The sequence below is a fragment of the Micromonospora noduli genome (assembly GCF_003264365.1).
Taxonomy (GTDB): domain Bacteria; phylum Actinomycetota; class Actinomycetes; order Mycobacteriales; family Micromonosporaceae; genus Micromonospora; species Micromonospora noduli.
Genome location: NZ_PYAK01000020.1, coordinates 14,005 through 37,239 on the forward strand (window position 1 = coordinate 14,005; position 23,235 = coordinate 37,239).

21 protein-coding genes are annotated in these 23,235 nt (G+C 72.4%); 5 read left to right on the forward strand and 16 right to left on the reverse strand.

Annotation, left to right across the window (positions count from 1 at the left end; all coding sequences use genetic code 11):
• The first annotated feature begins 1 nt into the window (after position 1).
• Positions 2 to 1,438 carry a glycine hydroxymethyltransferase gene (locus GUI43_RS16955; protein WP_112587203.1) on the forward strand — a complete coding sequence of 479 codons (1,437 nt, stop codon included), beginning with the start codon at positions 2 to 4 and terminating at the stop codon, positions 1,436 to 1,438.
• A gap of 143 nt (positions 1,439 to 1,581) precedes the next feature.
• Here GUI43_RS16955 and GUI43_RS16960 read toward each other — a convergent pair whose 3' ends face one another.
• From GUI43_RS16960 to GUI43_RS16985, 6 genes are all read right to left on the reverse strand, one after another.
• Entirely contained in the window at positions 1,582 to 1,842 is a 261-nt protein-coding gene (locus GUI43_RS16960; RefSeq protein ID WP_091397680.1) for a hypothetical protein, read from the reverse strand.
• Between the two features lie 67 nt (positions 1,843 to 1,909).
• Positions 1,910 to 3,262, reverse strand: a complete 1,353-nt coding sequence (locus GUI43_RS16965) for an aminotransferase-like domain-containing protein (protein ID WP_112587205.1) — start codon at positions 3,260 to 3,262, stop codon at positions 1,910 to 1,912.
• Between the two features lie 3 nt (positions 3,263 to 3,265).
• A complete protein-coding gene (locus tag GUI43_RS16970; protein ID WP_112587886.1) occupies positions 3,266 to 4,369 on the reverse strand; it encodes an alpha-hydroxy acid oxidase in 1,104 nt (367 codons plus the stop codon).
• The gene (lipP1, locus tag GUI43_RS16975) at positions 4,362 to 5,357 is read right to left on the reverse strand and encodes a LipP1 family hormone-sensitive lipase (RefSeq protein WP_112587207.1); all 996 of its coding nucleotides are present in this window, start codon (positions 5,355 to 5,357) and stop codon (positions 4,362 to 4,364) included. Before lipP1 ends, GUI43_RS16970 begins: the two co-directional genes overlap by 8 nt.
• Positions 5,358 to 5,364: 7 nt before the next feature.
• On the reverse strand, positions 5,365 to 6,576 hold the full coding sequence (locus GUI43_RS16980) for a cytochrome P450 (protein ID WP_112587209.1): 1,212 nt from the start codon (positions 6,574 to 6,576) through the stop codon (positions 5,365 to 5,367).
• 68 nt (positions 6,577 to 6,644) lie between these two features.
• Positions 6,645 to 7,922 carry an SGNH/GDSL hydrolase family protein gene (locus tag GUI43_RS16985; RefSeq protein ID WP_112699269.1) on the reverse strand — a complete coding sequence of 426 codons (1,278 nt, stop codon included), beginning with the start codon at positions 7,920 to 7,922 and terminating at the stop codon, positions 6,645 to 6,647.
• A 313-nt stretch (positions 7,923 to 8,235) separates the two neighbouring features.
• Here GUI43_RS16985 and GUI43_RS16990 point away from each other — a divergent pair, with 313 nt between their 5' ends.
• Together GUI43_RS16990 and GUI43_RS16995 are read left to right on the forward strand one after the other, a co-directional pair.
• Complete coding sequence (locus tag GUI43_RS16990; RefSeq protein WP_112699237.1) at positions 8,236 to 9,795, forward strand: AMP-binding protein; 1,560 nt, start codon at positions 8,236 to 8,238, stop codon at positions 9,793 to 9,795.
• A complete protein-coding gene (locus GUI43_RS16995; RefSeq protein ID WP_112699238.1) occupies positions 9,792 to 11,015 on the forward strand; it encodes an MFS transporter in 1,224 nt (407 codons plus the stop codon). Before GUI43_RS16990 ends, GUI43_RS16995 begins: the two co-directional genes overlap by 4 nt.
• A 50-nt stretch (positions 11,016 to 11,065) precedes the next feature.
• On the opposite strand, the gene GUI43_RS17000 is transcribed toward GUI43_RS16995, so the two are convergent.
• Positions 11,066 to 11,641, reverse strand: coding sequence for a hypothetical protein (locus GUI43_RS17000; RefSeq protein WP_112587217.1), 576 nt, complete (start codon positions 11,639 to 11,641; stop codon positions 11,066 to 11,068).
• 221 nt (positions 11,642 to 11,862) lie between these two features.
• Here GUI43_RS17000 and GUI43_RS17005 point away from each other — a divergent pair, with 221 nt between their 5' ends.
• Positions 11,863 to 12,801: a sialidase family protein gene (locus GUI43_RS17005; protein ID WP_112699239.1), complete on the forward strand. Its 939-nt coding sequence runs from the start codon at positions 11,863 to 11,865 to the stop codon at positions 12,799 to 12,801.
• A 39-nt stretch (positions 12,802 to 12,840) separates the two neighbouring features.
• Entirely contained in the window at positions 12,841 to 13,524 is a 684-nt protein-coding gene (locus GUI43_RS17010; protein WP_112699240.1) for an SGNH/GDSL hydrolase family protein, read from the forward strand.
• A 68-nt stretch (positions 13,525 to 13,592) separates the two neighbouring features.
• Here GUI43_RS17010 and GUI43_RS17015 read toward each other — a convergent pair whose 3' ends face one another.
• The 9 genes from GUI43_RS17015 to GUI43_RS17055 all read right to left on the reverse strand — a co-directional run bounded on the left by GUI43_RS17015 (position 13,593) and on the right by GUI43_RS17055 (position 23,119).
• Positions 13,593 to 14,951: a hypothetical protein gene (locus GUI43_RS17015; RefSeq protein ID WP_211326714.1), complete on the reverse strand. Its 1,359-nt coding sequence runs from the start codon at positions 14,949 to 14,951 to the stop codon at positions 13,593 to 13,595.
• The gene (locus GUI43_RS17020) at positions 14,948 to 15,916 is read right to left on the reverse strand and encodes an alpha-ketoacid dehydrogenase subunit beta (RefSeq protein ID WP_112699271.1); all 969 of its coding nucleotides are present in this window, start codon (positions 15,914 to 15,916) and stop codon (positions 14,948 to 14,950) included. The genes GUI43_RS17015 and GUI43_RS17020 overlap by 4 nt, the downstream gene beginning before the upstream one ends.
• Position 15,917: 1 nt before the next feature.
• A complete protein-coding gene (locus GUI43_RS17025; protein ID WP_112699241.1) occupies positions 15,918 to 16,892 on the reverse strand; it encodes a thiamine pyrophosphate-dependent dehydrogenase E1 component subunit alpha in 975 nt (324 codons plus the stop codon).
• On the reverse strand, positions 16,889 to 17,680 hold the full coding sequence (locus tag GUI43_RS17030; RefSeq protein WP_112587227.1) for a DUF3050 domain-containing protein: 792 nt from the start codon (positions 17,678 to 17,680) through the stop codon (positions 16,889 to 16,891). Before GUI43_RS17030 ends, GUI43_RS17025 begins: the two co-directional genes overlap by 4 nt.
• Before the next feature lies 1 nt (position 17,681).
• Positions 17,682 to 18,611 carry a phytanoyl-CoA dioxygenase family protein gene (locus GUI43_RS17035; RefSeq protein WP_112587229.1) on the reverse strand — a complete coding sequence of 310 codons (930 nt, stop codon included), beginning with the start codon at positions 18,609 to 18,611 and terminating at the stop codon, positions 17,682 to 17,684.
• A 55-nt stretch (positions 18,612 to 18,666) separates the two neighbouring features.
• Positions 18,667 to 19,758: a 4-hydroxyphenylpyruvate dioxygenase gene (hppD, locus tag GUI43_RS17040; RefSeq protein ID WP_112587230.1), complete on the reverse strand. Its 1,092-nt coding sequence runs from the start codon at positions 19,756 to 19,758 to the stop codon at positions 18,667 to 18,669.
• A 75-nt stretch (positions 19,759 to 19,833) separates the two neighbouring features.
• Entirely contained in the window at positions 19,834 to 21,072 is a 1,239-nt protein-coding gene (locus GUI43_RS17045; RefSeq protein ID WP_112699242.1) for a beta-ketoacyl-[acyl-carrier-protein] synthase family protein, read from the reverse strand.
• The gene (locus tag GUI43_RS17050) at positions 21,069 to 22,685 is read right to left on the reverse strand and encodes a class I adenylate-forming enzyme family protein (protein ID WP_112699243.1); all 1,617 of its coding nucleotides are present in this window, start codon (positions 22,683 to 22,685) and stop codon (positions 21,069 to 21,071) included. Before GUI43_RS17050 ends, GUI43_RS17045 begins: the two co-directional genes overlap by 4 nt.
• Positions 22,682 to 23,119: a beta-ketoacyl synthase chain length factor gene (locus tag GUI43_RS17055; RefSeq protein WP_244220620.1), complete on the reverse strand. Its 438-nt coding sequence runs from the start codon at positions 23,117 to 23,119 to the stop codon at positions 22,682 to 22,684. Before GUI43_RS17055 ends, GUI43_RS17050 begins: the two co-directional genes overlap by 4 nt.
• Between the last annotated feature and the right edge of the window lie 116 nt (positions 23,120 to 23,235).

The window sequence follows — 23,235 nt, forward strand, 5'->3', positions numbered from 1 at the left end:
CATGTCCCGCAACGCCGAATCCACCGCATTCCGGAGTGCCCTTGAGGTGATCCGGGCTGTCGAGCCGCGGGTCGCCGACGCCATCGGCGCCGAACTGACCGACCAGCGGGAGTCGCTCAAGCTGATCGCCAGCGAGAACTACGCCTCCCCGGCGACCCTGCTGGCCATGGGCAACTGGTTCAGCGACAAGTACGCCGAGGGCACCGTCGGGCGCCGCTTCTACGCCGGCTGCCAGAACGTCGACACCGTCGAGGCGCTCGCCGCCGAGCACGCCCGGGAGCTGTTCGGCGCCGCGCACGCGTACGTGCAGCCGCACTCGGGCATCGACGCCAACCTGGTCGCCTTCTGGGCGGTGCTGGCCGACCGGGTGGAGTCCCCCGCCCTGAAGAAGGCCCAGGTCCGCCAGGTCAACGACCTCACCGAGGCCGACTGGTTCGCGCTGCGCCGCGAGCTGGGCAACCAGCGGATGCTCGGCATGTCGCTGGACGCCGGCGGCCACCTCACCCACGGTTTCCGGCCGAACATCTCCGGCAAGATGTTCGACCAGCGCAGCTACGGCACCGACCCGGCGACCGGCCTGATCGACTACGACCGGGTGGCAGAGGCCGCCCGCGAGTTCAAGCCGCTGATCCTGGTGGGCGGCTACTCGGCGTACCCCCGGAAGGTGAACTTCCGGATCCTGCGCGAGATCGCCGACTCGGTCGGCGCCACCTTCATGGTCGACATGGCGCACTTCGCGGGCCTGGTGGCCGGCAAGGTGTTCACCGGCGACTTCGACCCGGTGCCGCACGCGCACATCGTCACGACCACCACGCACAAGTCGTTGCGCGGCCCGCGCGGCGGCATGGTGCTCTGCCAGCCGGAGTTGGCCGACCAGGTGGACCGGGGCTGCCCGATGGTGCTCGGCGGTCCGCTGCCGCACGTGATGGCAGCCAAGGCGGTCGCGCTCGCCGAGGCCCGCCGGCCCGACTTCGCCGACTACGCCCAGCGGATCGTCGACAACGCGCAGGCGCTCGCCGAGGGGCTGCTGAGCCGGGGCGCGACGCTGGTCACCGGCGGCACCGACAACCACCTGGTGCTGATCGACGTGTCCGGCTACGGGCTCACCGGCCGGCAGGCCGAGCAGGCCCTCCTGGACTCGGGCATCGTCACCAACCGCAACTCGGTCCCGCAGGACCCGAACGGCGCCTGGTACACGTCCGGCATCCGGATCGGCACCCCGGCTCTGACCACCCGGGGCCTGGGCACCGCCGAGATGGACCAGACCGCCGAGCTGATCCACACCGTGCTGACCCAGACCACCGCCGGCGCCAACGCCGACGGCACCCCGTCGAAGGCGAAGTACAACCTGGACGCCGGCCTGGCCGACAAGATCGCCCGCCAGGCCACCGATCTGCTGGCCACGTACCCCCTCTACCCCGGCATCGACCTGAGCTGAGCGGCGGCGCCTGCGACGGCAACGTCGCCCGTGGCACTTGCTCCAACCAGCGATATACCTCTGAGTCATGGTTGTGACCCAGAGGTATATCGCTCGCTGAGGTGAGTGCCACCGGCGGCGGGACCGTCGCAGGCAGGTGGCCCTCAGGCCATCGGGCGCTTCAGGTGGTAGCGGTGGACCTCGGTGCTGCCCTGGACGTTGTTGACGTCCTCGGCGGCGGAGACCAACTCCCACCCCTCCCGGCCGGCGCGGTTGAGGTGCGCGATGGCGGTGTCGCCGTAGGCGGTGATGTCCTTGCGTGACCCGTCCGGCGCGTACCAGACGAACGAGACGTGAAAATTGCGGCCCTGTCCCTGATAGCGACGGACGAGCAGGGCGTACTCCCAGGCAACCATGCGGCTTATTATGACCGTCCAACCAGGACGGCGGCACGCGGGTCGTCGCGCATTGCCATCCCATGAACGCGGTGTGTCAACCCGCCCGGCGCGTCACCTCGTCGGTAATCAGCGCCGCGAGGCGATCCAGCCCGACGTCGATCTGCTCCGGTGTGACAGCGCTGACCGACAACCGCAACGCGTGGACCGGCGCGGTGTCGTCGTAGAAGTGCGCCATCGGCGTCCACAGCACCCCGTAGTCGCGCCCCGAGCGGTCCAGCAACGCGTCGTCGACCGGGAACGGCACTGTCACCACCACGAAGAACCCACCGGCCGGCACTGTCCAACGCACCGCGGGCCGGTCCGGCTGATCGGCCTGGTCCAGCTGGTCCGGCAGAGCCGGGAAGCGCCGGGCGAGGCCGGCCACCAGGTGGCGCAGATTCCGGGTGTACGCGGACCGCTCCCGGGTGTTCGCGGCCACCAGGCTGCATCCGTGCTCCAGCAGCCGGCCGCCGATCACCGCCTGCGCGATGGGCGACGTGTTCACAGTGACCATGCTCTTGATCATGGCGAGTTGGTCGGCGAGCGGGCCGACCCGGCCTCCGGGGCCGCCCACCCGCTGGTCGGCGACGACGTACCCGACCCGCGCGCCGGGGAGCACGGTCTTGGCGAACGAGCCGAGGTAGACGACCCGCCGGCCGGTGTCCAACGCCTTCAGGGTGGGCGGGCGGGGCCCGTCGTCGCTGTGGAACAGACCGTACGGGTTGTCCTCCAGCAGCAGCAGATCCTCCCGCGCCGCCAGGTCCAGCAACCGTTGCCGGTGGGCGGTGTCGATGCTGACCCCGGAGGGGTTGGCGAAGTCCGGCATCAGGTAGCAGGCGCGTGGCCGCAGCCCTGCGGCTCGGGCCCGGTGCACCTGGGCGGCCAGGTCGGCCAGGTCGACCCCGGCCGACCCACCGGCGACCGGCCACACCGGCAGGTCCACCAGCCGGGCTGCCCCGGTCAGCCCGACGTAGGTCGGGGCGACCGCGAGCAGCACATCCGCCGGCCCGGCCCGCAACGCCCGCAGCACCAGGAACATGGCCTCCTGGCAGCCGACGGTCACCACCACGTCCTCCGGGTCGACGGTGATCCCCTCGTCGACCCGGAGGTTGCGGGCGATCAGGTGGTGCACGATGCCCTTGGTCCGGCCGTACTGGAGCAGCAGCCGCCGGGCCTGCTCGGGTCGGTGCCCCAGGTCGTCGACGAGGTGCCGGTGGAAGGTGTCCAGGTGCCGGTGCACCGCCGCGAGGTCGAAGAACTCCTCGTACGGCCGGCCGGCCGCGAGGGACACCGCCGCCGGGTAACGCTCGGACACCTCGTTGAGAAAGTTCATCGAGGTCAGCGCAGGATCGCCCAGCGCGGGGTGCAGGTCGGCGACGAGCAGGTCGACCGGTTCGGCGACGCTCACCCCTCAGCCCACCCCGAGGGTGCGCAGCTCGCCGGCCGACAGCACGTCGGCGCAGCCGGCCAGGGTGAGCGCGTCGGTCAGCTCGGCGACGAGCAGCCCCAACGCGTCCCGGGCGGCTGGTTCGCCACCGGCTGCGAGGGCCCAGAGCAGCGGCCGGCCGACCAGCACCCCGGCCGCACCCAACGCCAGCGCCCGCAGCACGTCGGTGCCGCACCGGATGCCGCTGTCCAGCAGCACCTGGCAGTCGCCCCCGACCGCGTCGACGACCTCCGGCAGCACGGTGACGCTCGCCGGTGAGCCGTCCAGTTGCCGCCCGCCGTGGTTGGAGACGACCACCGCGTCCGCGCCGACCCGTACCGCCTCGGTCGCGTCGCGCGGATCCAGCAGCCCCTTGACCACCAGCGGCAGGTCGACCTGCTCGCGCAGCCACGCCAGGTCCGCCCAGCGCAGCGCCGGCGCGAACGACGCGGCGGTGTGCGCGGCGATCGCGGACACCCCGGGGGCACCGGAGTGCGCCAACGCGTCGCGACCGTGGGGGAGGTTCGCGGCGACCACCTCGGCCGGCAGCCGGAACGCGTTGCGCAGGTCCCGGGGACGTCGGCCGAGCACCGGGACGTCCACGGTGACCACCAGCGCCCGGCACCCGGCCGCGACGACCCGGTCCAGCAGGTCGCGGACGAGCGCCCGGTCACGCAGCCAGTAGAGCTGGAACCAGACGTCCGCACCCGCCCCGGTGACCTGTTCGATGGGGGTGCTGCCCAGCGTGCTGGCCAGGTACGGGATTCCGGCCGCGCCGGCTGCCGCCGCCAGACCCAGCTCTCCGTCCGGGTGCACCAGCCGCTGGTACGCCATCGGCGCCACCCCGACCGGCATGGCGTACCGACGGCCGAGCAGGTGGGTGCCGAGGTCGACGGTGTCCACCCCGCGCAGCACCCGGGGCAGCACCGCGACCCGGTCCAGCGCGCGACGGTTCGCGGCGAGGGTCACCTCCGACGCGCTGCCGCCGGCCAGGTAGTCCCACACGTCCGGCGGCAGCACGGCCCGGGCCCGCTCGGCGTAGTCGGCGAGCGACACGGCCGGCAGGTCGGCCAACACCCGCTCACCCATCGCCCGACCCCGAGCCCGTCGCGGCATCCGGCTCGGCCAGCTCGTCCGCTCCGCCCGGCCCGGCCGGCAGCCCGAAGCGCTCGCGGAGGAAGGCCGCCGCGCTCTCCTGCGCACGCCGACCGTCGGTGAAGGTGCCGGGCATGGCGAAGAACCCATGGATCATGCCCGGGTAGTGCTCGAACCGGGTGGAAACACCAGCGTCGCGCAGCCGCTCGGCGTACCGCTGCCCCTCGGCGCACAGCGGATCCAGTTCGGCGGTGATCACCAACGCCGGCGGCAACCCGGACAGGTCGTCGGCGAGCAGCGGCGAGGCCAGCGGATCCGTCGCCTGCGCCGGGTCGGCCAGGTAGTGCGTCCGGTACCAGGCGACCGAACGGCGGTTGAACAGCGCCGGGTCGTCGTCCCCGGCCGGTTCGCCGCTCTGGTCGGTGTTCGGGTAGACCAGCAGCTGCGCGGCGAGCGGCGGACCGTCCGTACGGCTGAGCACTGTGACCGCGGCGGCCAGGTTCCCGCCGGCGCTGTCCCCACCCACCGCCAGCCGGGTCGGGTCGACACCCAGCTCGTCGGCGTGCCGGGCGATCCACGAGGTGGCGGCGTGGCAGTCGTGCACCGCCGCCGGGAAGGGGTGCTCCGGGGCGAGGCGGTAGCCGACGGTGATCACCTGACAGGGCACGGCGTTGGCCAGGCGCCGGCAGATGCCGTCGGCGGTGTCGATGCTGCCGAGCGTCCAGCCGCCGCCGAAGAAGTACAGCAGTGTGGGCAGCGGACCCGATCCGGTCGGCCGGTACACCCGCAGCGGCAGCTCCCCGGCGGGACCGGGGATCCGCTCGTCGCGTACCTCGGTCACCGGCTCGACCGCGCCGCTGCCGGCACGGATCGCGGCCAGGTCCGCGGCGCGCGCCTCGGACAGGGTCTGTGCGTACAGCGGCGGGGTGCCGGCCGCGGCACGGGCCGCCCGGTAGGCCGCCACCTCCGGGTGCACTGCCATGTCGCTCCTATCCACCGGTGCTGACCAGCAACGTGTCGATGCCGCGCAGGAACAGGCTGCCGCTGTACGTCGGCGTCTCGGTGACCGTCAGCGCGGGGAACCGGGCGAACAGCCGGGGCAGTGCGAGGCGACCCTCCAACCGCGACACCGCCGCGCCGAGACAGAAGTGCGGGCCCACCCCGAAGGCCAGCGACGGGGGGCCGGAACGGGTCGGGTCGAAGGTGTCCGGGGCCGGGAAGCGGGCCGCGTCCCGGTTGGCCGCCCCGATCATGATCAGTACGTTGTCGTCGGTGGCGACCGGCACGCCGTGCAGCACGGTGTCGGCCGGCGCGGCGCGGGCCAGGAAGTGCACGGGGCTCGCCAACCGCAGCACCTCGTCGACGCAGCCCTGCGCCAGCGTGGCGTCGGTGGGCAGCGCCGCGACGGTCTGCGGGTGGGCCAGCAGCAACGGCAGCCCGTTGCTGAACATGTAGACCGTGGTGACGAAGCTGGCGTTGAACAGCACGATCAGGTTGCTGACCAACTCCTCCTCGGTCAGCTCCACCTCCCCGGAGTCGAGCGCCTCGACCAGCCCGCTGAGCAGGTCGTCCCCGGGCACACGGCGGCGGTGCCCGAGCAGCTCCCGGTAGAAGGCCCGCAACTCCAGTGCCGCGGTGTTGGCCGCCGCCAACCGTTGCGGGGTCTTCCCCGCCACGTCCAGGAACTCGTCGATCCACTCCACCCGCTCGCGGTACCACGGCAACTCGGCGGCCGGGATGCCGATGAACTCGGCCATCACCAGGGCCGGGATCGGGTACGCGAAGTCGGCCACGAAGTCGACAATGCCCTCCCCGGCGTCCGCCATCCGGTCCAGCAGCTCGTCGACCACCCGCAGGATCACCGGTTCCAGCGCGCCGAGCCGGCGTGGCGTGAAGGTACGGGAGAAGACGTGCCGCATCCGGGTGTGATCGGGCGGGTTCACGAACATCATCGAGGTCTGGAAGGTTCGCAGGATCTCCTGCTCCTCCCAGCCCGGCGGCGGCTGTTTCGTCCACTCCGGATCGCGCAGCAACCCGTCGACGAGGTCGTAGCCGACCGCGACGGCGGCCACCGTCCGGTGCTCGGCGCGCGCCGGCACCGCGCTGATCGGGCCGAGCCGGTGCAGGTCCGCGTACCACGGGTACGGGTCCTGTCTGCCCTCCTCGCTGTACAGGCCGGTGAGTATCTCGTCCACGTCCACGGCCAACTCCTCCCCAGGATGTCGGTGACCCGGGGGCAGCGGGGATCACCCGCCGCCCCCGGCCCATGTCACAGGTCGAGCAGCCGCAGCGGCACGGCGTTTGCCAGTGCCTGGTTGCCGGCGTCGTTCGGGTGGATGTGGTCCCCCGAGTCGTACGCGGGCAGCAGCTGGCTGGGCCGTGCCGGGTCGCGCAGCACCCGGTCGAAGTCGAGCAGCCCGTCGAACTCCCGACTGCCGCGCAGGTACGCGTTCACCGCCTGGCGGGTGGCCTCCTTCTGCGGCGTCCACACGCCCGGCGCGCCGTGCCCCTCGTACGGCGTCAGCGTGGCCACCAGGCTGGTCAGCCCGCGCTGCTGGAGCTGCTGGTTGATCTGCCGCAGCGTGCCGATGATCGCCTCGGGTGTGTCGTTCGACATCCAGATGTCGTTGATGCCCAGGTGGGTGACGACCGTACGCACCCCGGTCTGGCCGAACACGTCCTCGTTGAGCCGGGCCGCCGCGTTCGGGCCGAGCTGGTGGTAGCCCGGGTAGTTGCCGTCGCCCGGCTCGGTGCCCTCGTGGTTGAGCCGGTTTCCGGCCAGGCTCAGGTTGAGCACGCCCGGGGTGCGCTTGTCCGGCCGGTCGGCGAGCAGCCGGTCGGAGAGCAGGTCGGGCCAGCGCCGGTTGGCGTTGACGGTGCTGCCGTTGCCGTCACCGATGGAGTCGCTGAGCACGACCAGCGCGCCGGGGCTGCCCTTGCGCTGCACGTCGACTCCGGAGAGGAAGAACCAGCAGCAGGTCGGACGGATGGTGAACCCGGTGCCCTCGGCCGTCCCGGTCAGATCCCCGGCGCCGATGAAGTTGGCCTGCTGGGACTGCCCGTGGAACGTGGTCGGGCCGGTGGGCGTCGGGAAGTGCACTGTGACCACCAGGTCGCTGTCGTCCGCGACAGGGAAGGCCAACGGGTCGCTGAGCAGTTCGGCGCCCCGGTTCATGGTCACCGTGGTGGCACCGGTGAAGGTCAGCGGGCGTACCGACGCGGCGTCGATGTCGGAGAGGTCGTCGGGGGTCGCGGTGTTCGGCCGGGCGACGGTGGCGCGGCCGACACTGACCGCCTGCTCGCCGTAGAGGTTGCTCAGGCGGACCCGCAGCGCCGGGCCACCCACGGACACGTGCACGATCATCCGGACGCTCTGGTCGTTGAGGCCGGTGTTGGTCAACCCGACCGAGTTGCCCCGGGTGACAGCGGCGGCCCAGCTGCCCGCCCACTCGGCGCGGTCGGGTCGGCTGGCGGCGGTGCCGGACGGACCGGCGCTGGCGACGACGGCGGGTGCGCCGGCGATCAACAGCGCGGCCGCAGCGGCGATGACAGGCCATCTCTTCGGGGTTGCCGTTGCCATGGAACCTCCATCGTGTGGCAGCCCAGGGCCGTCCGCTGACGGCGCCCGCCTGGACGATGGTCCAGAAACCTAGCCGCCGCCGCTGACGGGCGTCAATCAACCTGATCGACGCGATCAAATGTCCGGCGGGCCGCTCGGACCGCCCGTCGGCACGGTTCCGACCAGCCGTTTCCCGCCTAGGCTTCCAGGCGGCGGCGGTGCGGTCGCCCAAGCGCGCCACCGTCGCGTCGTCACCGGGAGCTGCCCGGGGACCGCCGCTTTCTCGGATGGGGGCTGCCGGATGACTGACGGACCCGGGCACACCACTACCTACGTGCACAGGGTGTTGGACCTGTTCGCCGAATTCGGCGACCGGGAGGCGTTGGTCGGCGCCGATCGGCGACTCACCTACACCGAGGCCGCCACGCGGGTCCGGGCGATGGCCGCGACGTTGACCCGGCACGGCGTACGGCCCGGGTCGGCGGTGCTGGTGACCGTCGCGAACGCGGTGGAGGGTCCACTGCTGCAACTCGCCCTGCATCTGCTCGGCTGCCGGACGATGTGGGTCGCCCCGGTGACCGCGCGCCGGGAGGTCGACGAGTTCATCCGGTTGGCCCGTCCGGACGCCCTGGTCTACGACGCCCGGGACCGGGCCAGTCTGGGCCCGGAGCTGGTCGCCTCGCTGCCCGGCACACCGGTCTGCTGTCTGGGCGCGGGTGGCGCCGGCCCCGACCTCACCGCCGACACCGACGTGGCGGAGCTGCCGGCGTCCGTGCCGGCGCCCGAGTCGTTCCTGCAGACCAGCGGCACCACCGGCAGCCCCAAGCTGGTGCACCACCGGGAGAGTTTCTACGCCCAGATCCTCGCCCTGGCCGCCGACTTCCGCGCCGCCGGGTTCCCGTTGCTGCGGCACCTGTCGCACTCTCCGATGTGGCTGGCCAGCGGGCAGATCACCACACTGTTCAACCTGTTCACCGGCGGGGTGCTGTTCCTGCGCGACGACTGGGACCCGGTGGCCTTCGTGGACACCGTGCAACGGGAGCGGATCAACTCGACCTTCGTCACCCCGCCGATGCTCTACGAGGTGTTGGACCACCCGGCGCTGGTCGGCGCGGACTTCTCCGCCATGTTCATGTTCAACGTGGGCGCCGGGCCCGCCGCGCCCGCCCGGCTGCGCCAGGCCATCGCGCGGTTCGGTCCGGTGCTGCGCATCGTGTACGGCCTCAGCGAGGCGGTCGTGATCACCGCGCTGCCCGGGCTGACCGATGATCCGGAGCACCCGGAGCGGTTGCGCTCCTGCGGGCGGCCCTACGGCGACGTCCGCGTCGAGATCCGCGACGACGACGGCGCGGTCCTGCCGACGGGCCGCGACGGCGAGGTGTGGGTGCGGACCAGGCTGAGCTTCGCCGGCTACCACGGTCAGCCCGAGCTGACCGCGCAGACGCTCGTCGACGGGTGGGTGCGGACCCGCGACATCGGCCACCTCGACGACGACGGCTACCTCTACCTCGTCGACCGGGCACACGACATGATCGTCACGCATCGCCGGAACTGGGCGATCTTCTGCCGTCCCATCGAGGACGTGCTGGTCGGGTACCCCCAGGTACGGGCCGCCGCCGTGATCGGCGTGCCCGACGAGACGGTCGGCGAGGTGCCGTACGCGTACGTGGTGCTCGGGCCGGGCGCGACGGTCACCGGGGCGGAACTGATCGACCTGGTGACCGCCGAACTCAACGAGATGTGGGCACCGGCCGCCGTGGAGTTCCTCGACCGGCTGCCGGTGAACCGGTCGATGAAGGTGGACAAGCGGGCGCTGCGGGCACGGCACGCGGCCCGTCGGGCGGCGGCGGTCGGGGCGTGACCCCCCGCCGGCAACTGGTCGTCCTGGTCAGCGCGGACCTGATCTCCAACCTCGGCACCCGCATCTCGGTGGTGACCATCCCGTGGCTGGTGCTGGTCACCACCGGCAGCCCCACCAAGATGGGTCTTGTCGCGTTCGCCGAGACCCTGCCGTACCTGCTGTCCAGCGCGTTGGGCACGCCCTGGGCGGACCGGATCGGCCTGCGCCGTACCTCGATCCTCTGCGACGCGGGCAGCGCGGTGGTGATGGTCGTCGTGGCGCTGACTCCGTGGTTGGGCTTCGTCCCGCTGGTGGCGCTCGTCGCCGTGGCCGGCGCGCTGCGGGGCATCGGTGACCGGGTGAAGCACGTGATGTTCCGGCCGGCCGCGGAGGCCGCCGGAGTGCCGCTGATCCGGCTGACCTCCGCGTACGACGGGCTCAGCCGGGTGGTGACCTTGTTCGGCGCCGCAGTGGGCGGCCTGCTGATCGCCGTCTTCGGGGTGACCGAGGCGATCCTCATCGACGCGGCCAGCTTCGGGGTCTGCGCGCTGCTCATCGGCGTCCTGGTCCGTCCGCCGGCCGTCCCGACGCAAACCACCCAGCCGGAAAGTTACCTGCGCGCCCTGCGGGGTGGCTTCAGTTACCTGGGCCGGGACCGTCCGCTGCTCGGCATGCTCGCCGTGATCTCGGCGCTGAACATGGTGGCCAACGCCAGCGTGGCCGTCTACATCCCGGTCTGGGTCGCCCGGGAGCTGCCCGGCCCGAGCGGTCTCGGCCTGGTGCTGGCGGCGTTCTCGGCGGGCGCGCTGCTGGGCAACCTGGTGTTCACCGCGCTCGGGCCCCGGCTGCCCCGGGGGCTGACGTTCCTGGTCGGCGCGCTGGTCGCCGGCACGCCCCGGCTGGTGGCGCTGGCGATCAGCGACGAGCTGCCGGTGGTGCTCGTGGTGACGTTCCTGTCCGGAATCGGCATCGCGGCGGTCAACCCGCTGCTCGGGGTGGCTCTCTACGAGCGGGTGCCGCCGGAGTTGCAGACCCGGGTGATCGGCATCGCCGGTTCGTTGGCGTTCGTCGGGTTGCCGGTCGGCGCGCTGCTCGGCGGCTGGTCGGTGGACGCGCTGGGATTCACCCCGGCCCTGCTGACCATGGCCGCGGCGTGCCTGGTGATCACCGCGTACCCGCTGGTGGCCCGCTCGTCCGAGTCGAAGACGCAGACGCAGTCCGCCCCCGCCGTCACGCCCTGATGCGGCTCGCCGCCACCCTCAGCACCGAACGGGGACCGACCGACGGCTGGTCAGCGCCCGGCGGCAGCCGGGGTGGCGTGTTCGGTACGGCAGCGTGGGCAGCGCAGTCGCGCCCCTGCGGCCGTCCGGGGCACCCGGAGCCGCTGACCGCAACCGCAGGTCACCACCGGGGCCGACGCCCGTAGGTATTCGTCCCGCTCCCGGCGTGGCCACCGGCCGTGGCAGCGGGCGCACCACTTCGGCGGGTAGCTGTGGTAGTGCGCCAGGCCGAACGCGCCCGCGACCATCAGCGCAGCGGGGACCAACAGGCCGAGCGGCGCGAGCAGCGCGGCCGGCACTCCGCCGACGCCGTCGGAGACCAACACGGCGACCACAGTGAGCACGACCACCGGCACACCGAGCACTGTGAACCCGAAACCCCAGGCGAAGGCCAGCAGGGACGGCAGGAACATCCACATGCCGCCCGGCGCCCAGCGGCGGACCCCGTACCCGCCGCAGCGCGGGCAGTTCGGCGAGGCGCGGTGTGGCACCGACCGCAGCGCCTTCGGCGCCAGCCACTGAACAAGAAGCTTGAGGATCTCCTCGACCAGTTTCGTCGCGAGGGCCTGAAGGAACGAACCGAGCATGCAGTCACTCCCCTCGCCGACGGATTCTGCCGTCGGCCCACCACCCATCGTGGGCGCTGGGTGCCAACAGCCCATCCCAGCGCGCCGACGCCGCGTCGTCCACGACGCCAATCCGACAGCGCCTGTGCGTTGTTCGTCGGACGTTCGGTTGATGGTCGCCCGGGCGTCGGCAAGGGCTGGCTAGCGTCGACCGTCGTCAGCACACCTGGAGGCCGCCGCGTATGACGTCGTCACCCACCCGCCGCCGCACCGCCGAGGTCACCGCCGTGCGCCGGATCGGCGACAGCGCGCCGCACAGCGCGTTCACCGACCTCATCCGGTACGCCGGAAGCTGGTTCTGCGCCTTCCGGGAGGCCCGCACCCACCTCAGCGACGACGGCGTGCTCCGGGTGCTGACCTCGACCGACGGTCGGTCCTGGACCTCCGCGACCGTCATTGCCCAGGCCGGCACCGACCTGCGCGACCCGCGCTTCGTGGCGCGCCCCGACGGGCGGCTGCAACTGCTGGCGGCAGCCGCCACCGGCGCGGCCACCAAGACGTTCCAGACGGTGACCTGGCTCTCCACCGACGGGCACGCCTGGGGCGATCCGACCCCGGTGGGCGAGCCGGGCGTCTGGGTGTGGCGGGCGGCCTGGCACGACGACGCGATGTACGGCGTCGGCTACGCCACCCGGGAGCCGAGGTTCGCCCGGCTCTACCGCAGCACTGACGGTGTGGACCTGCGGCAGTGGGTGCCGACGCTGTTCGAGGACGGGTACCCCAACGAGTCCGGTCTGGTCTTCGCCCCGGACGGTACCGCCCTCTGCCTGCTGCGGCGGGACGCGGCCACCGCGAGCGCCCAGCTCGGCACTGCCGTGCCGCCGTACCGGGACTGGACCTGGACGGATCTGGGTGTCCAGGTGGGCGGGCCGACGCTGCTCCGACTGCCGGACGGGCTGCTGCTGGCCGGGGTGCGGCTGCACGACGGCGAGGTGCGCACCGCGATCTGCGTCGTCGACCCGGACCGGGGCGAGCTGACCGAGCTGGTCGCGCTGCCGTCCGGCGGCGACACCAGCTACCCCGGCCTGGTCTGGCACGACGACCTGCTGCGGGTGAGCTACTACTCGTCGCACGAGGGGCGGACCTGTGTCTACCTGGCCGAGGTCAGCCTGACCGGCTGAGTCTGGCCCGGCAGCCCGACGGTCGGCTAGCGTGCCGGCATGCCATCGACGCTCACCGAATCGACGGACCCGTACTGTCTGCGCCCTGGAGAGGCCACCGAACTGCTGCACGGGCACCAGTGGCGGCGGTTCGTGGCGCTCGGCGACAGCGTCGTGGAGGGCATGTGTGAACCGACACCGGGCTACCCGGACGTGCAGTGGGTCGACCGGGTCGCCGCCGAGCTGACCGCCGCGCGCCCCGAGCTGGCGTACCGGAATCTGGGTCGACGCGGGCTGCGCGCGCACCAGGTGCGGGCCACCCAGCTCGCCCCGGCGCTGGCCTTCGCACCGGACCTGGCGCTGGTCGTCTGCGGCGGCAACGACGCCTTCCACCCGGGGTACGACGCGGAGGCGGTGGACGCCGAGCTGACCGCGATGATCACCGCGCTGCGCGACGTGGGCGCCGACGTGATCACAGTGGGCATGTTCGACGTCTCGCACAGCCCGGCGGTGCCCGAGCACCTCCGGCCCGGCCTGGGCGAACGAATGCGCCGCCTGTCGGCACACACCGCAAGCCTGGCCGAGCGCCTGGACACGATCCACGTGCACCTGACCGACCATCCCCTGACGGCCGACCCCACCCTCTACAGCACCGACGGACGCCACGGCAGCGCCCGCAGCGACGCCATAGCAACGGCCCAAACCCTCCGCACCCTCTCCCGCCGACTCCCCCCACCCCGGTGATCAAGAGGTTTGCGTCAGGAAGCTGGCGTGTCCTGACCGAAACCTCTTGATCACCGCGCAGGGGGCGGTCAGCCGGTCAGGAGGATTCCGGTTAGGAGGACACCGTGGGCCAGGTTGAGGACTCCGTCGCAGCCGGGGTAGCCGACCCTCGCCAGACCGCCGGAGGCGTGCCGGCCGAACAGGTACGGGGCCAGGGAGTACGGGACGTCGGCGGTGACCGTCTCACCAGTCTCGATCTGGACGAAGTCCATCGACACCCGGTCGGTCGGCAGGTACTCCTGGAGGATGGCGCCGCCCTGGTCGACGGCGGCCCGCACACCGTCGGCCCAGTCCGCCGCGCTCAGTTCCGGGCCGAGCAGCACACCGTGCCCGGCCGAACCGTCGGCCGGCTTCGCCACCAGCGTGGCCTGCTCGGCGAGGGCCCGGTCGAGCACCTCGGCGGTCAACGGCACCGTGTACGGCACGTGCCGGCGGATCAGTGCCTGGTCGTCGGCGGGGAGCCCGTCCACGTCCTCCCACAGCCAACCGAACGTGGTCTTGTTGCCGAGCAGCCAGGCCGCCGCCGACACGAACATCGGTAGGGTGCCGGCGGCGAGGGCCACGGCCACCGCGTCCAGGCCGGCGGTCGGGGTGACCCGGTTGGGCACGAACAACCGGAACAGCGCGTCGACCGGTTCACCGTCGACGACCAGGCGGTTGTCGGCGTCCACTGTGGCGGTGGCGACCGGGGCGATGACCAGGTCGATGCCGAAGTCCCGGGCCCGTACGGCGAGGGGGTCGAGGATCCGAATGAACGTCTGCGGGTCGTCGAGGCCCGGGTAGTCGCCGTCGAAGTCCATCAGCAGCGCCACCCGGGCGCCCTCGGGCAGCCGCAGCTCCTCGCGGATCGCCACGAACCGCTGGTCCAGCAGCGACGGCGCGGCCCGCACCGGCAGGTCGTCGAGGATGCCGTGCTCCCGGTAGAGGCCCGCGTACCGCTGGACGACGGTGTCGGCGTCGAACCCGCCGCCGAGGCTGCTGTCGATGTTGTACTCGACGAACTTCGGCACCCCGGCGGAGAAGATCACGTCCGGGCGGTACGCGGCCAGCAGCGCCTCGGTCAGCGGCTCGGCCTCGTCCAGCAGCCGGGTCTCCCCCGCCGGTACGCCGAGCAGCCGACGCAGCTCACCGGCGGTGCCGGCCCGCCGACGGCAGGCGTCGAGGATGAGCTGGGCGAGCCGGTCGCAGACCTCGTTGAGTTCGCGCCAGGCGTCGGCGGTGAGCACCGGGGGGCGGGCCAACCGCCACTGCTTGTTGTAGGTGGCCCGGCCGTGGAACACCTGCTCCCAGGCAGCCGCCCCACTGGCCACCATGGCCCGTCGGCCAGACTCCGGCAGGTCGGTCCAGGCCCGGTCGGCCGCCGGCCACGGATAGTTCGGGTCGATCATGGTCCGTCCTTCACTGTCAGGTGGATGGCGGTGGCGAGCTGGTCCCGGCCGGGCTGGACGGCCCGGTCCAGTGCGGGGGCGAACGGCAGCACCGCCCCGTCCGGGCGGGTGACCCTGCGCGGCGGGGCGAGCAGCCGGACCCGCTCCACCACGCTCGCGATGATCTCGGCGGCCATCCCGCAGGAACGGTTGCCGTCGTCGAACACCACGAGGCGTCCGGTGCGGGCCACCGACTCGGTGAGACCGTCGATGTCGAACGGATACAGGGTGCGCGGGTCGAACACCTCCACCGAGACCTGGTCGGCCAACTCCTCGGCGACGGCGAGCGCGTCGTGCACCAGGTGCCCGATCGCGACCACTGTCACGTCCTCGCCGAAGCGGTGGATCCGGCCCCGGCCCAGCGGCACCGGCGCCAGGTCGTCGACGTCGTCCCGCACGTCCATCGCGCCGGCCGGCGCGAACACCACCACCGGGTCGTCGTGGCGGATCGCGGTGACCAGCAGCCCGTACGCGTCGGCCGGGGTGGCCGGCACGACGGTGACCACGCCGACGTGGGCGAAGAGGCTGTACGGGTGGTCGGAGTGCTGCCCGGCCCACCCGGTACGCGAACCGGAGCCGGGCACCAGGTAGGTGACGGGAACGCGGCACTGCCCGCCGGTCATCAGCGGGAACTTGTGCGCATGGTTGACGATCTGCTCGAAGACCAGGAACAGCAGCGACGGGATCTGGAACTCGATCACCGGCCGCAGCCCGGCCAGCGCCGCCCCGGTGGCGAAACTGGTGAACGCCTGCTCGGACAGGGGGGTGTCGCGGACCCGTTCGGTGCCGAACCGCTTGGCCAGGCCGGTGGTCACCAGCGACGCCCCGACCTGGACGTCCTCGCCGAGAAGAAACACCGCATCGTCGCGAGCCAACTCGTCGCCGAGGGCCCGGGTCAGTGCGCGGCGGTACGACAGTCGGGGCACCTCAGCCACCTCCGGTGCGGGCGGCCAGGCCGCTGGCGTACAGGTAGGTCAACGCGTCGGCCGGGTCGGGTTCCGGGCTGTTCAGGGCGAACCGCACCGCCTCGTCGAGGGTCGCCTCGACCTCGGCGTCCACGGCGGCGCGGTCGGTGTCGGTGAGGCGTTCGCCCTGGATGCGCACGGGGTCTCGGGCCCGACCACGGCTCACCTCGTCGGGTGGGCGGTAGTCGTCGAGGCGTACCGCGTGTTCGAAGGTGTGGTGGACGTCGAAGCGGTAGGTCCGGGCCTCGATCAGCTCAGGGCCGCCGCCGGCGCGCATCCGGTCGACGGCGGCGCGCGCGGCGACGCGTACCGTCTCGGGGTCCTGGCCGTCGACCTGGACGGCCGGGATGTCGAACGCGGCGGCCCGGCCGGCGATGCTGCCGGCCACCGCGCCGGCGACCGGCATGGTGGTGGCGTAACCGTTGTTCTCGCAGACGAACAGCACCGGCACCCGCCACAGGGCGGCCAGGTTGAACGCCTCCAGCAGCATCCCCTCGTTGACCGCGCCGTCGCCGAAGAAGCTCACCCCGACGGTGTCGCGGCCCCGGCGGCGGTGGGCCCAGACCGCGCCCGTGATGATCGCCCCGGAGGCGCCGACGATGGCGTTGGCGCCGAGCACACCGATGCTCAGGTCGGCGGCGTGCATCGAACCGCCCCGGCCGGCGTTGAGGCCGGTGACCCGGCCGCACAGCTCGGCGAGCATCCGGGCCGGGTCGGCCCCGCGGGCCAGGACGTGCCCGTGCCCGCGGTGGGTGCCGGCGAGCACGTCGTCGGCGTCCAGCGCGGCGCAGACGCCGGCGGCGATCCCCTCCTGACCGAGGTACGGGTGGATGCCGCCGACGATCTGCCCGCCGTGGACCAGCTCCACCGCCCGTTCCTCGAACCGGCGGATCAGCCGGACCGTGCGGTAGAGCCGGACCGGGTCGGCGTCGGTCACGCGGGCCCCTTGATGGCGGCCAGGATGTCGTCCCAGAGCCGGGCCCGGGCGGCGAGGGCGGTGTTGACCGTGTCGGCGCACTCCTGCCACTTGCTGTCGTCGTCGCCGCACAGGTCGGCGAGCATCTGCATGGCCATCGGGGTGTGCTGTTCGCCGTCGACCTCGATGTGCCGGTGCAGGTAGTCGACGAAGGTGTGCAGCCGGTTGCTGTGCTCGTTGACCGTGACGACCTGGGTGAACATGTCCGGGATCAGGTCCTCCCGGCCGAAGGCGAAGGCCGCCGCCTGGCAGTGCACCGGGGTGGACTCGATGATGTGCCAGGTGGTCGCGGCGAACCTCGCCGACGCGGCCGGCACCCCGGCCTCGGCGAGCGCCTCGGTGACCGGTCGGCCGGCGCGCAGCAGGTCGACCAGCGCGTTCACCGCCGTGGTGTCCGCGCCGGCCTCGGCCATGCCCTGCACGTACAGCTCGAAGTGGCTGATGTAGCCGCCGCCCAGCTCGTCGCTCTCCTCGACCATGACGATGTCGTTGATGAGGCGGCGGCTGCCGGTCGGGCCGGTCGGGATCCACGGCACTGTGACGCAGGTCAGTTGCCGTTGCAGCGACTTCAGCAGGGACATGAAGTCCCAGACCGCGAAGACGTGGTGCTGCATGAAGGTGACCAGCGCATCGTGGGTGTCGAGGTTGGCGTAGAGCGGGTGCTTGACCACGGCGTCGCGCCGGTCGGTCACCGCCTGCTCCAACCGTTCGATGCCCGGGTGCGTCCTACCCCAGTCGTACCGTGACATGTCAGCCTCCCTGCTGGGCGCGGTGGCGCCAGATGACCGGGCAGTACTCGGGGTCCGCGTAGTCCGGCCGCCCGTCGTGGGTGCGGCGGACCAGCACGTCGTGGTTGTACGCGGCGAGCGTGCCGTCGGAGAGCGGATACTCCCGCCAGGCGTTGTCGCCGTCCTGCAGGTGCAGTGAGATCGCCTGTCGGGGGCGACCGCTGACGTTGGGGCCGCTGCCGTGGTAGGTGCGGCAGTGGTGGAAGCTCACGTGTCCCTTGGGGATCACCATCGGGATCTTGCGGATCTCCGCGCCGTTGTACGCGGCGTTCTCGGCCAGCATCTCCTCCAGCTGGCTGCGGTCCCGGTCGGCGAAGTGCCGCACCACTGTGTCGTCGGCGCCGATCTCCTTCCACCGGTGCGAACCGTCGACCATCGTGATGGTGCCCATCTCCTCCCCGCAGTCGTGGAAGGGGATGAACGCGGTGAGCATCTTCTCCGACGACGAGGACGCCCAGTAGTGCTTGTCGAAGTGCCAGGGCACGATGTTGCTGGGCTCGCCGGAGATCGGCGGCTTGTAGATCAGCGTGGACTGGAAGACCCGGATCTCGTCGGCCTGGGCGAGCCGGGCGGCGACCGCGCCGAGCAGCGGCTTGCGCAGGATCGCGCCGAGCCCGTCGTGCTCGTGGTGGACGTAGTCGTTGTGTCGCTGCACCGGGCCCAAGGACTGCTCCCAGTAGGCCAGCTTCGGTGGGCGTACCGGCAGCCGCCGGTCCCGCTCCCCGTCGTAGTAGCGCTGCGTGGCGGCGGCGAGGGCGTCCACCTCGTCGTCGGTGAACACCTTTCCCGACAGGTACCAGCCGTGCTCGGCGTAGTGCCGCACGTCGTCGTCGGACGGCAGCAGCGCCTGCTCCTCGGCGGTCAACGTCGACTCGTAGTCGGTCGCGGTCACTGTGCCTCCTTGGTTCGCGACTGCGGGGCTCGCAAACCCGGCTCACTCCTCGCGCTCACGCCCCCACCCCCTGTGGTGTGGCCGCCACGGCGGCCAGTTCCCGTTCCTTGGCCTCGTAGAGCGCCTTGATGTTGCCGCTGCCGAAGCCCCGCGCGCCGCGTCGCTCGATCAGCTCCAGGAAGAGCGTGCGACGCACGTGCATCGACTCGGCGAAGATCTGCAAGAGCTGGCCGTCGTGGTCGGAGTCGACGAGCACACCCAGCTCGCGCAGCCGGTGCAGCGGGGCGTCGATCCGACCGACCCGCGCCTCCAGGGCGTCGTAGTAGCTGGCGGGGGTGCCGGCGAAACGCACGCCGCGCCGGCCCAGGGCCTCGACCGCGCCGACGATGTCGTCGGTGCGCAGCCCCAGGTGCTGCACTCCCCCGCCGGCGTGCTGGTCAAGGAACGCGTCGATCTGCCCGGGCCGCCGGGTGCGGTCCGGTTCGAGCAGCACCACTGTGACCCGCCCGGAGGGACTCTGCACCACCTTGGAGTTCATTCCCTGCCCGTCGACCTCGATGTACTCCTCGAAGATCTGCGCGAAGTCGAACAGCGCCTCAAAGTGCCGGACCGTCTCGTCGAGTTGGCCGGGCGGCACGCAGACCGCCAGGTGGTCGATCTCGGCGAGCACCGGCGGGTGGTCGTCCGTCGTGGACACCGCAGCGGTGATGGCGCCGGGCAGAAACGCGCCCCCCTCGCCGCGGCGCTGCACCAGCCGGTGCCGCACGTCGGCGAAGCCGTCCACCTCGGCGATCACCACCTCGGCGTCCGCGCCGGTGCGGGTGGTCGGCGGCGTCACCCCGGTCGCGCCCCGGCTCAGCAACTCGGCGTACGCGGCCGACACGTCGTCGACCTCGACAGCAACGACAGCGATGCCGTCACCGTGGCGTTGCACGTACCGCGACGCCGGATGCTCGGCGCTCAGCCCGGAGGTGAGCAGCAACCGGATGTCGCCGTGGCAGAGCAGCAGCGAGCGCTGCCCCGCCAGGCCGGTCTCCGGACCACCCTGGCCACAGATCTCGAAGCCGACGGCGGTGCTGAAGTAGAAGGCCGCCTGTCGGGCGTCCCCCACGTAGAGTTCGATGTGGTCGATACCACGGATGTCCATGTCCCCTGAAACCCTTCCCACCCGATTCCCCCTGTGTTGCCGTCCGGGCACACCCCGCCCGGGATGCCGCCTCGATCACCCCCTCGGCTCGGCGACGCGGGCCAGCAGCAGGCTCACGTTCTGGCCGCCGAACCCGAACGAGTTGGTGACCGCGTACTCCAGGTCGGCCTTTCGGGGCGTGCCACGGATGTGGTCCGCCGGGCAGGCCGGATCCGGATCGTCGAGGTGGTACGTCGGCGGCAGCAACCCCCGACCGAGCGCCAACGCGGTGGCCGCCGCCTCCAGCACCCCGGAGGCACCGAGCAGGTGACCGGTGAGCGCCTTGGTGGAGCTGACCGGCACACCGCCGACGCCGAAGACGTCGGCCAGGGCGGTGGTCTCCGCGATGTCACCGAGCTTCGTGCCGGTGCCGTGCGCGTTGACGTAACCGACCGCCGCCGCCGGCACACCGGCACTGCGCAGCGCCCGGCGGATGCACGCCGCCGCGCCGGCGCCGTCCGGGCGGGGGGCGGTCGGGTGGTACGCGTCCGTCGTCGCGCCGTGGCCGGCCACCTCGGCGTACCCGGCGACGCCGCGCGCCGCCGCGTGCTCGGCGCGTTCGAGCACCAGCAGCGCGGCACCCTCGGACAGGACGAACCCGCTGCGCGAGGTGTCGAACGGGCGACTCGCCCGGCCCGGGTCGGTGCCGGCGCGCGCCAACGCCCGCGCGTTGCCGAACGTGTCGGCGAAGGTCGGGAAGAGCGGTGCCTCGCTGGCCCCGCAGAGCACCACGTCGACCTCTCCGGTCGTGATGAGCCGCACCCCGTCGGCGACCGCCTGGGCGCCGGAGGCGCAGGCGGTGCCGACCGACGAGCTGTAGCCGCGGATTCCGTGCGCGATGGCGATCCGCGCCGCCGGCATGTTCGGCAGGATCCCGGTGAGCAGGTACGGGCTGACCGCCGCCCGACCCCGGGCCGCCCGGGCCAGCACCTGCGACTCGAGGGTGGCCATCCCCCCGACCCCACCGACGATCACACCGATCCGATCCGGGTCGATGTCGCGGCCCACCTCGATGCCAGCGTCGGCGAGAGCGTCGGCGGCGGCGAGCAGGGCGAGGACGACGATCCGGTCCAGCACCCGGGTCTCCGGCCCGGACGCGACCGTCCGCGGGTCGATGTCGGGCAGCAGGCCGGCAACGTCCAGCGACTCCCTGACCGGGTGGCCCTCGGGCGGGCGGGTCAGCCCGGACCGGCCGGTGGTCAGCGCGTCGAAGGTCTCCTCGACGCCCCGCCCGACCGGGGTGAACAGACCCATCCCCGTGATCAACGCGGTCACGAGCTGGCCTCGGTGAGGTAGCGCTCGCGCAGGACCACCTTGCGGACCTTGCCGGTCACGGTGACCGGGATGTCGGCGGAGCGCACCGGCACGACCCGGCGCAGCGTGGCGCCGACGTCCGGGCCGAGGGCGGCGCGGACCCGCTCGGTGCGGTCCTCGGCCTCGTCGGCGCCGGCGGCCAACTCCAGCAGCACGTCGGTGACGACCGCGCCGGCCTCGGCGACGATCACCACAGTGCAGTCGGTGACGTCCGGGCAGGCGGCGAGGATGCGTTCCTCGGACAGCGCTGTGTAGAAGCGCCGCCCGTCACCGGCGTCGACCGAGTCCACCGCCCGGTCCAGGTGGTAGTAGCGGCCGTCGGTGTCGGCCCGGACCAGGTCACCGGTGAGGTACCAGCCGCGCTGGCGGAAGCGGTAGGTGGTGACCGAGTCGTTCCAGTAACCCCGGAACAGCGACGGCGAGTCGATGCCCAGGAAACCCACCTCGCCGACCGGCACCGGCTCGCCGTCGGCGTCGAGCACCGCGACAGTGGCGAACTGGTACGGGCGGCCGATGCAGCGGCCGTACCGGTCGGTGTCGGCGCGGTGGGTGATGTGGAACATCGAGTGCCCCATCTCGCTGGAGCCCAGCCCGTCGATGAAGACCGAGCCGGGCACCTTTGCCACCCCGTCGCGGGTGATGGTGTCGCGCCAACCGACCGCGACGAGGCGACGGATGTGCGGCTCGTGCGAGGCGTCGCCGGTGTTGAACCACAGCCGCACCGAGTCCAGGTCGTACCCGGACAGGTCGAAGCGGGCCAACTCCGCCCAGGTGACCGAGAAACCGAACACCCCGTCGGGGCGCCAGCGTTGGATGGCGTCGAGCACCCGCTCGCCGCCCTGCTCGGAGAGCAGGAACATCTGCGCGCGGTTGCCCAGCGCCTGGTTGACCATCAGCACCGTGGCGGTGTGCGGTGCGGGCAGCGCGTTGAGGATCCGGGTGGTGCCCTGCGCCTGCGGCATGGTGAGCAGGTGCCGGGTGGCCGCGAAGAGGCTGGCGTGCGAGTGGAGCACCGCCTTGGGCACCCCTGTCGTCCCGGAGGTGTGGGTGATCACGATCGGGTCGTCCGGGTGGTGCCGGTAGTGCGCCGGGGCCGTGGCCGGGTCACCCGTGCCGGCCTGCGCAGGGGTACCGAGCACTGGTACGCCCAGGTCGTGCCCGGCCAGCGATGCGGTGTGCGCGTCGTCGGCCAGCACACCGACACCCCGTAGGCGACGGATGTACTCGGCGGCGATCTCCGGGCGGAGTTTGCCGTTCATCAGCGCCGGGATCGCCCCGAGCCGGGCCAGCGCCAGGAAGCTGAGCACCATGTCGGCGGCGGTGGAGGCCCAGACGGCGACCGGGTCGCGGGGGCGTACCCCCTGCTCGTGCAGCCAGGCGGCGCGGGCAGCGACCCGCTCGTCGAGCCGCCCCAGCGTCAGCGGCGTTTCGGCCGGGTGCCCGTCGACGGCGGTGTCGAAGGTCAGGCCAGGCCCGTCCGGGTCGGCGCCGTGCGCCAGCACCCGGGCCAGGACGTTGCCCGCACCCAGCTCGGTGTCGGCGGCCAGTGCGCCGCGCAGTCCCCGTGTCCTCATGGTCGTGCTCCTCCCCCCAGCAGCACCGCGACCGCCTCGGTCGGCTTCTCGGGTGCCTGTTCGATCAGGATCAGCAACACCTCGTCGGCGTCGCCGTCGTCGCGCAGCAGGTCGGCCTCGGCGACACCGTCGGTGTACGGGTCGCCGGTCGGGCTGAGGCAGACCACCGGGCCACGCAGGCCCCAGCGGGCCGCGAGGTGCCCGGCGACGCTGTTGGGCACGGACTGGAAAAAGAACAGTGGGCCGATCCGCCCGCCGGCCTCGACGGTGGCCCGTACGTGCTGGGCGCTGGCGAGATCACCGCTGGCGCTGACCAGCACGATCCCCGTCCGCACCCCGGCGGGCACTCCCGCCGACCCGTACCCCCGTCGCAGACACCGTTCCGCGACGGCCACCACCACCGGCGCGAAGTCCGAGTGCACGAACCCCGGCACCCCCGCCGCGCCGCCGCCGTCCCCACCCTCAGGCCACCAGGCCCGAGCCCTCTCCCCCGGCGATCTTGCGGTTTCGGTCGTCGTTTCGCGTGGTTGGTCGGATTCGTCGGGACAGG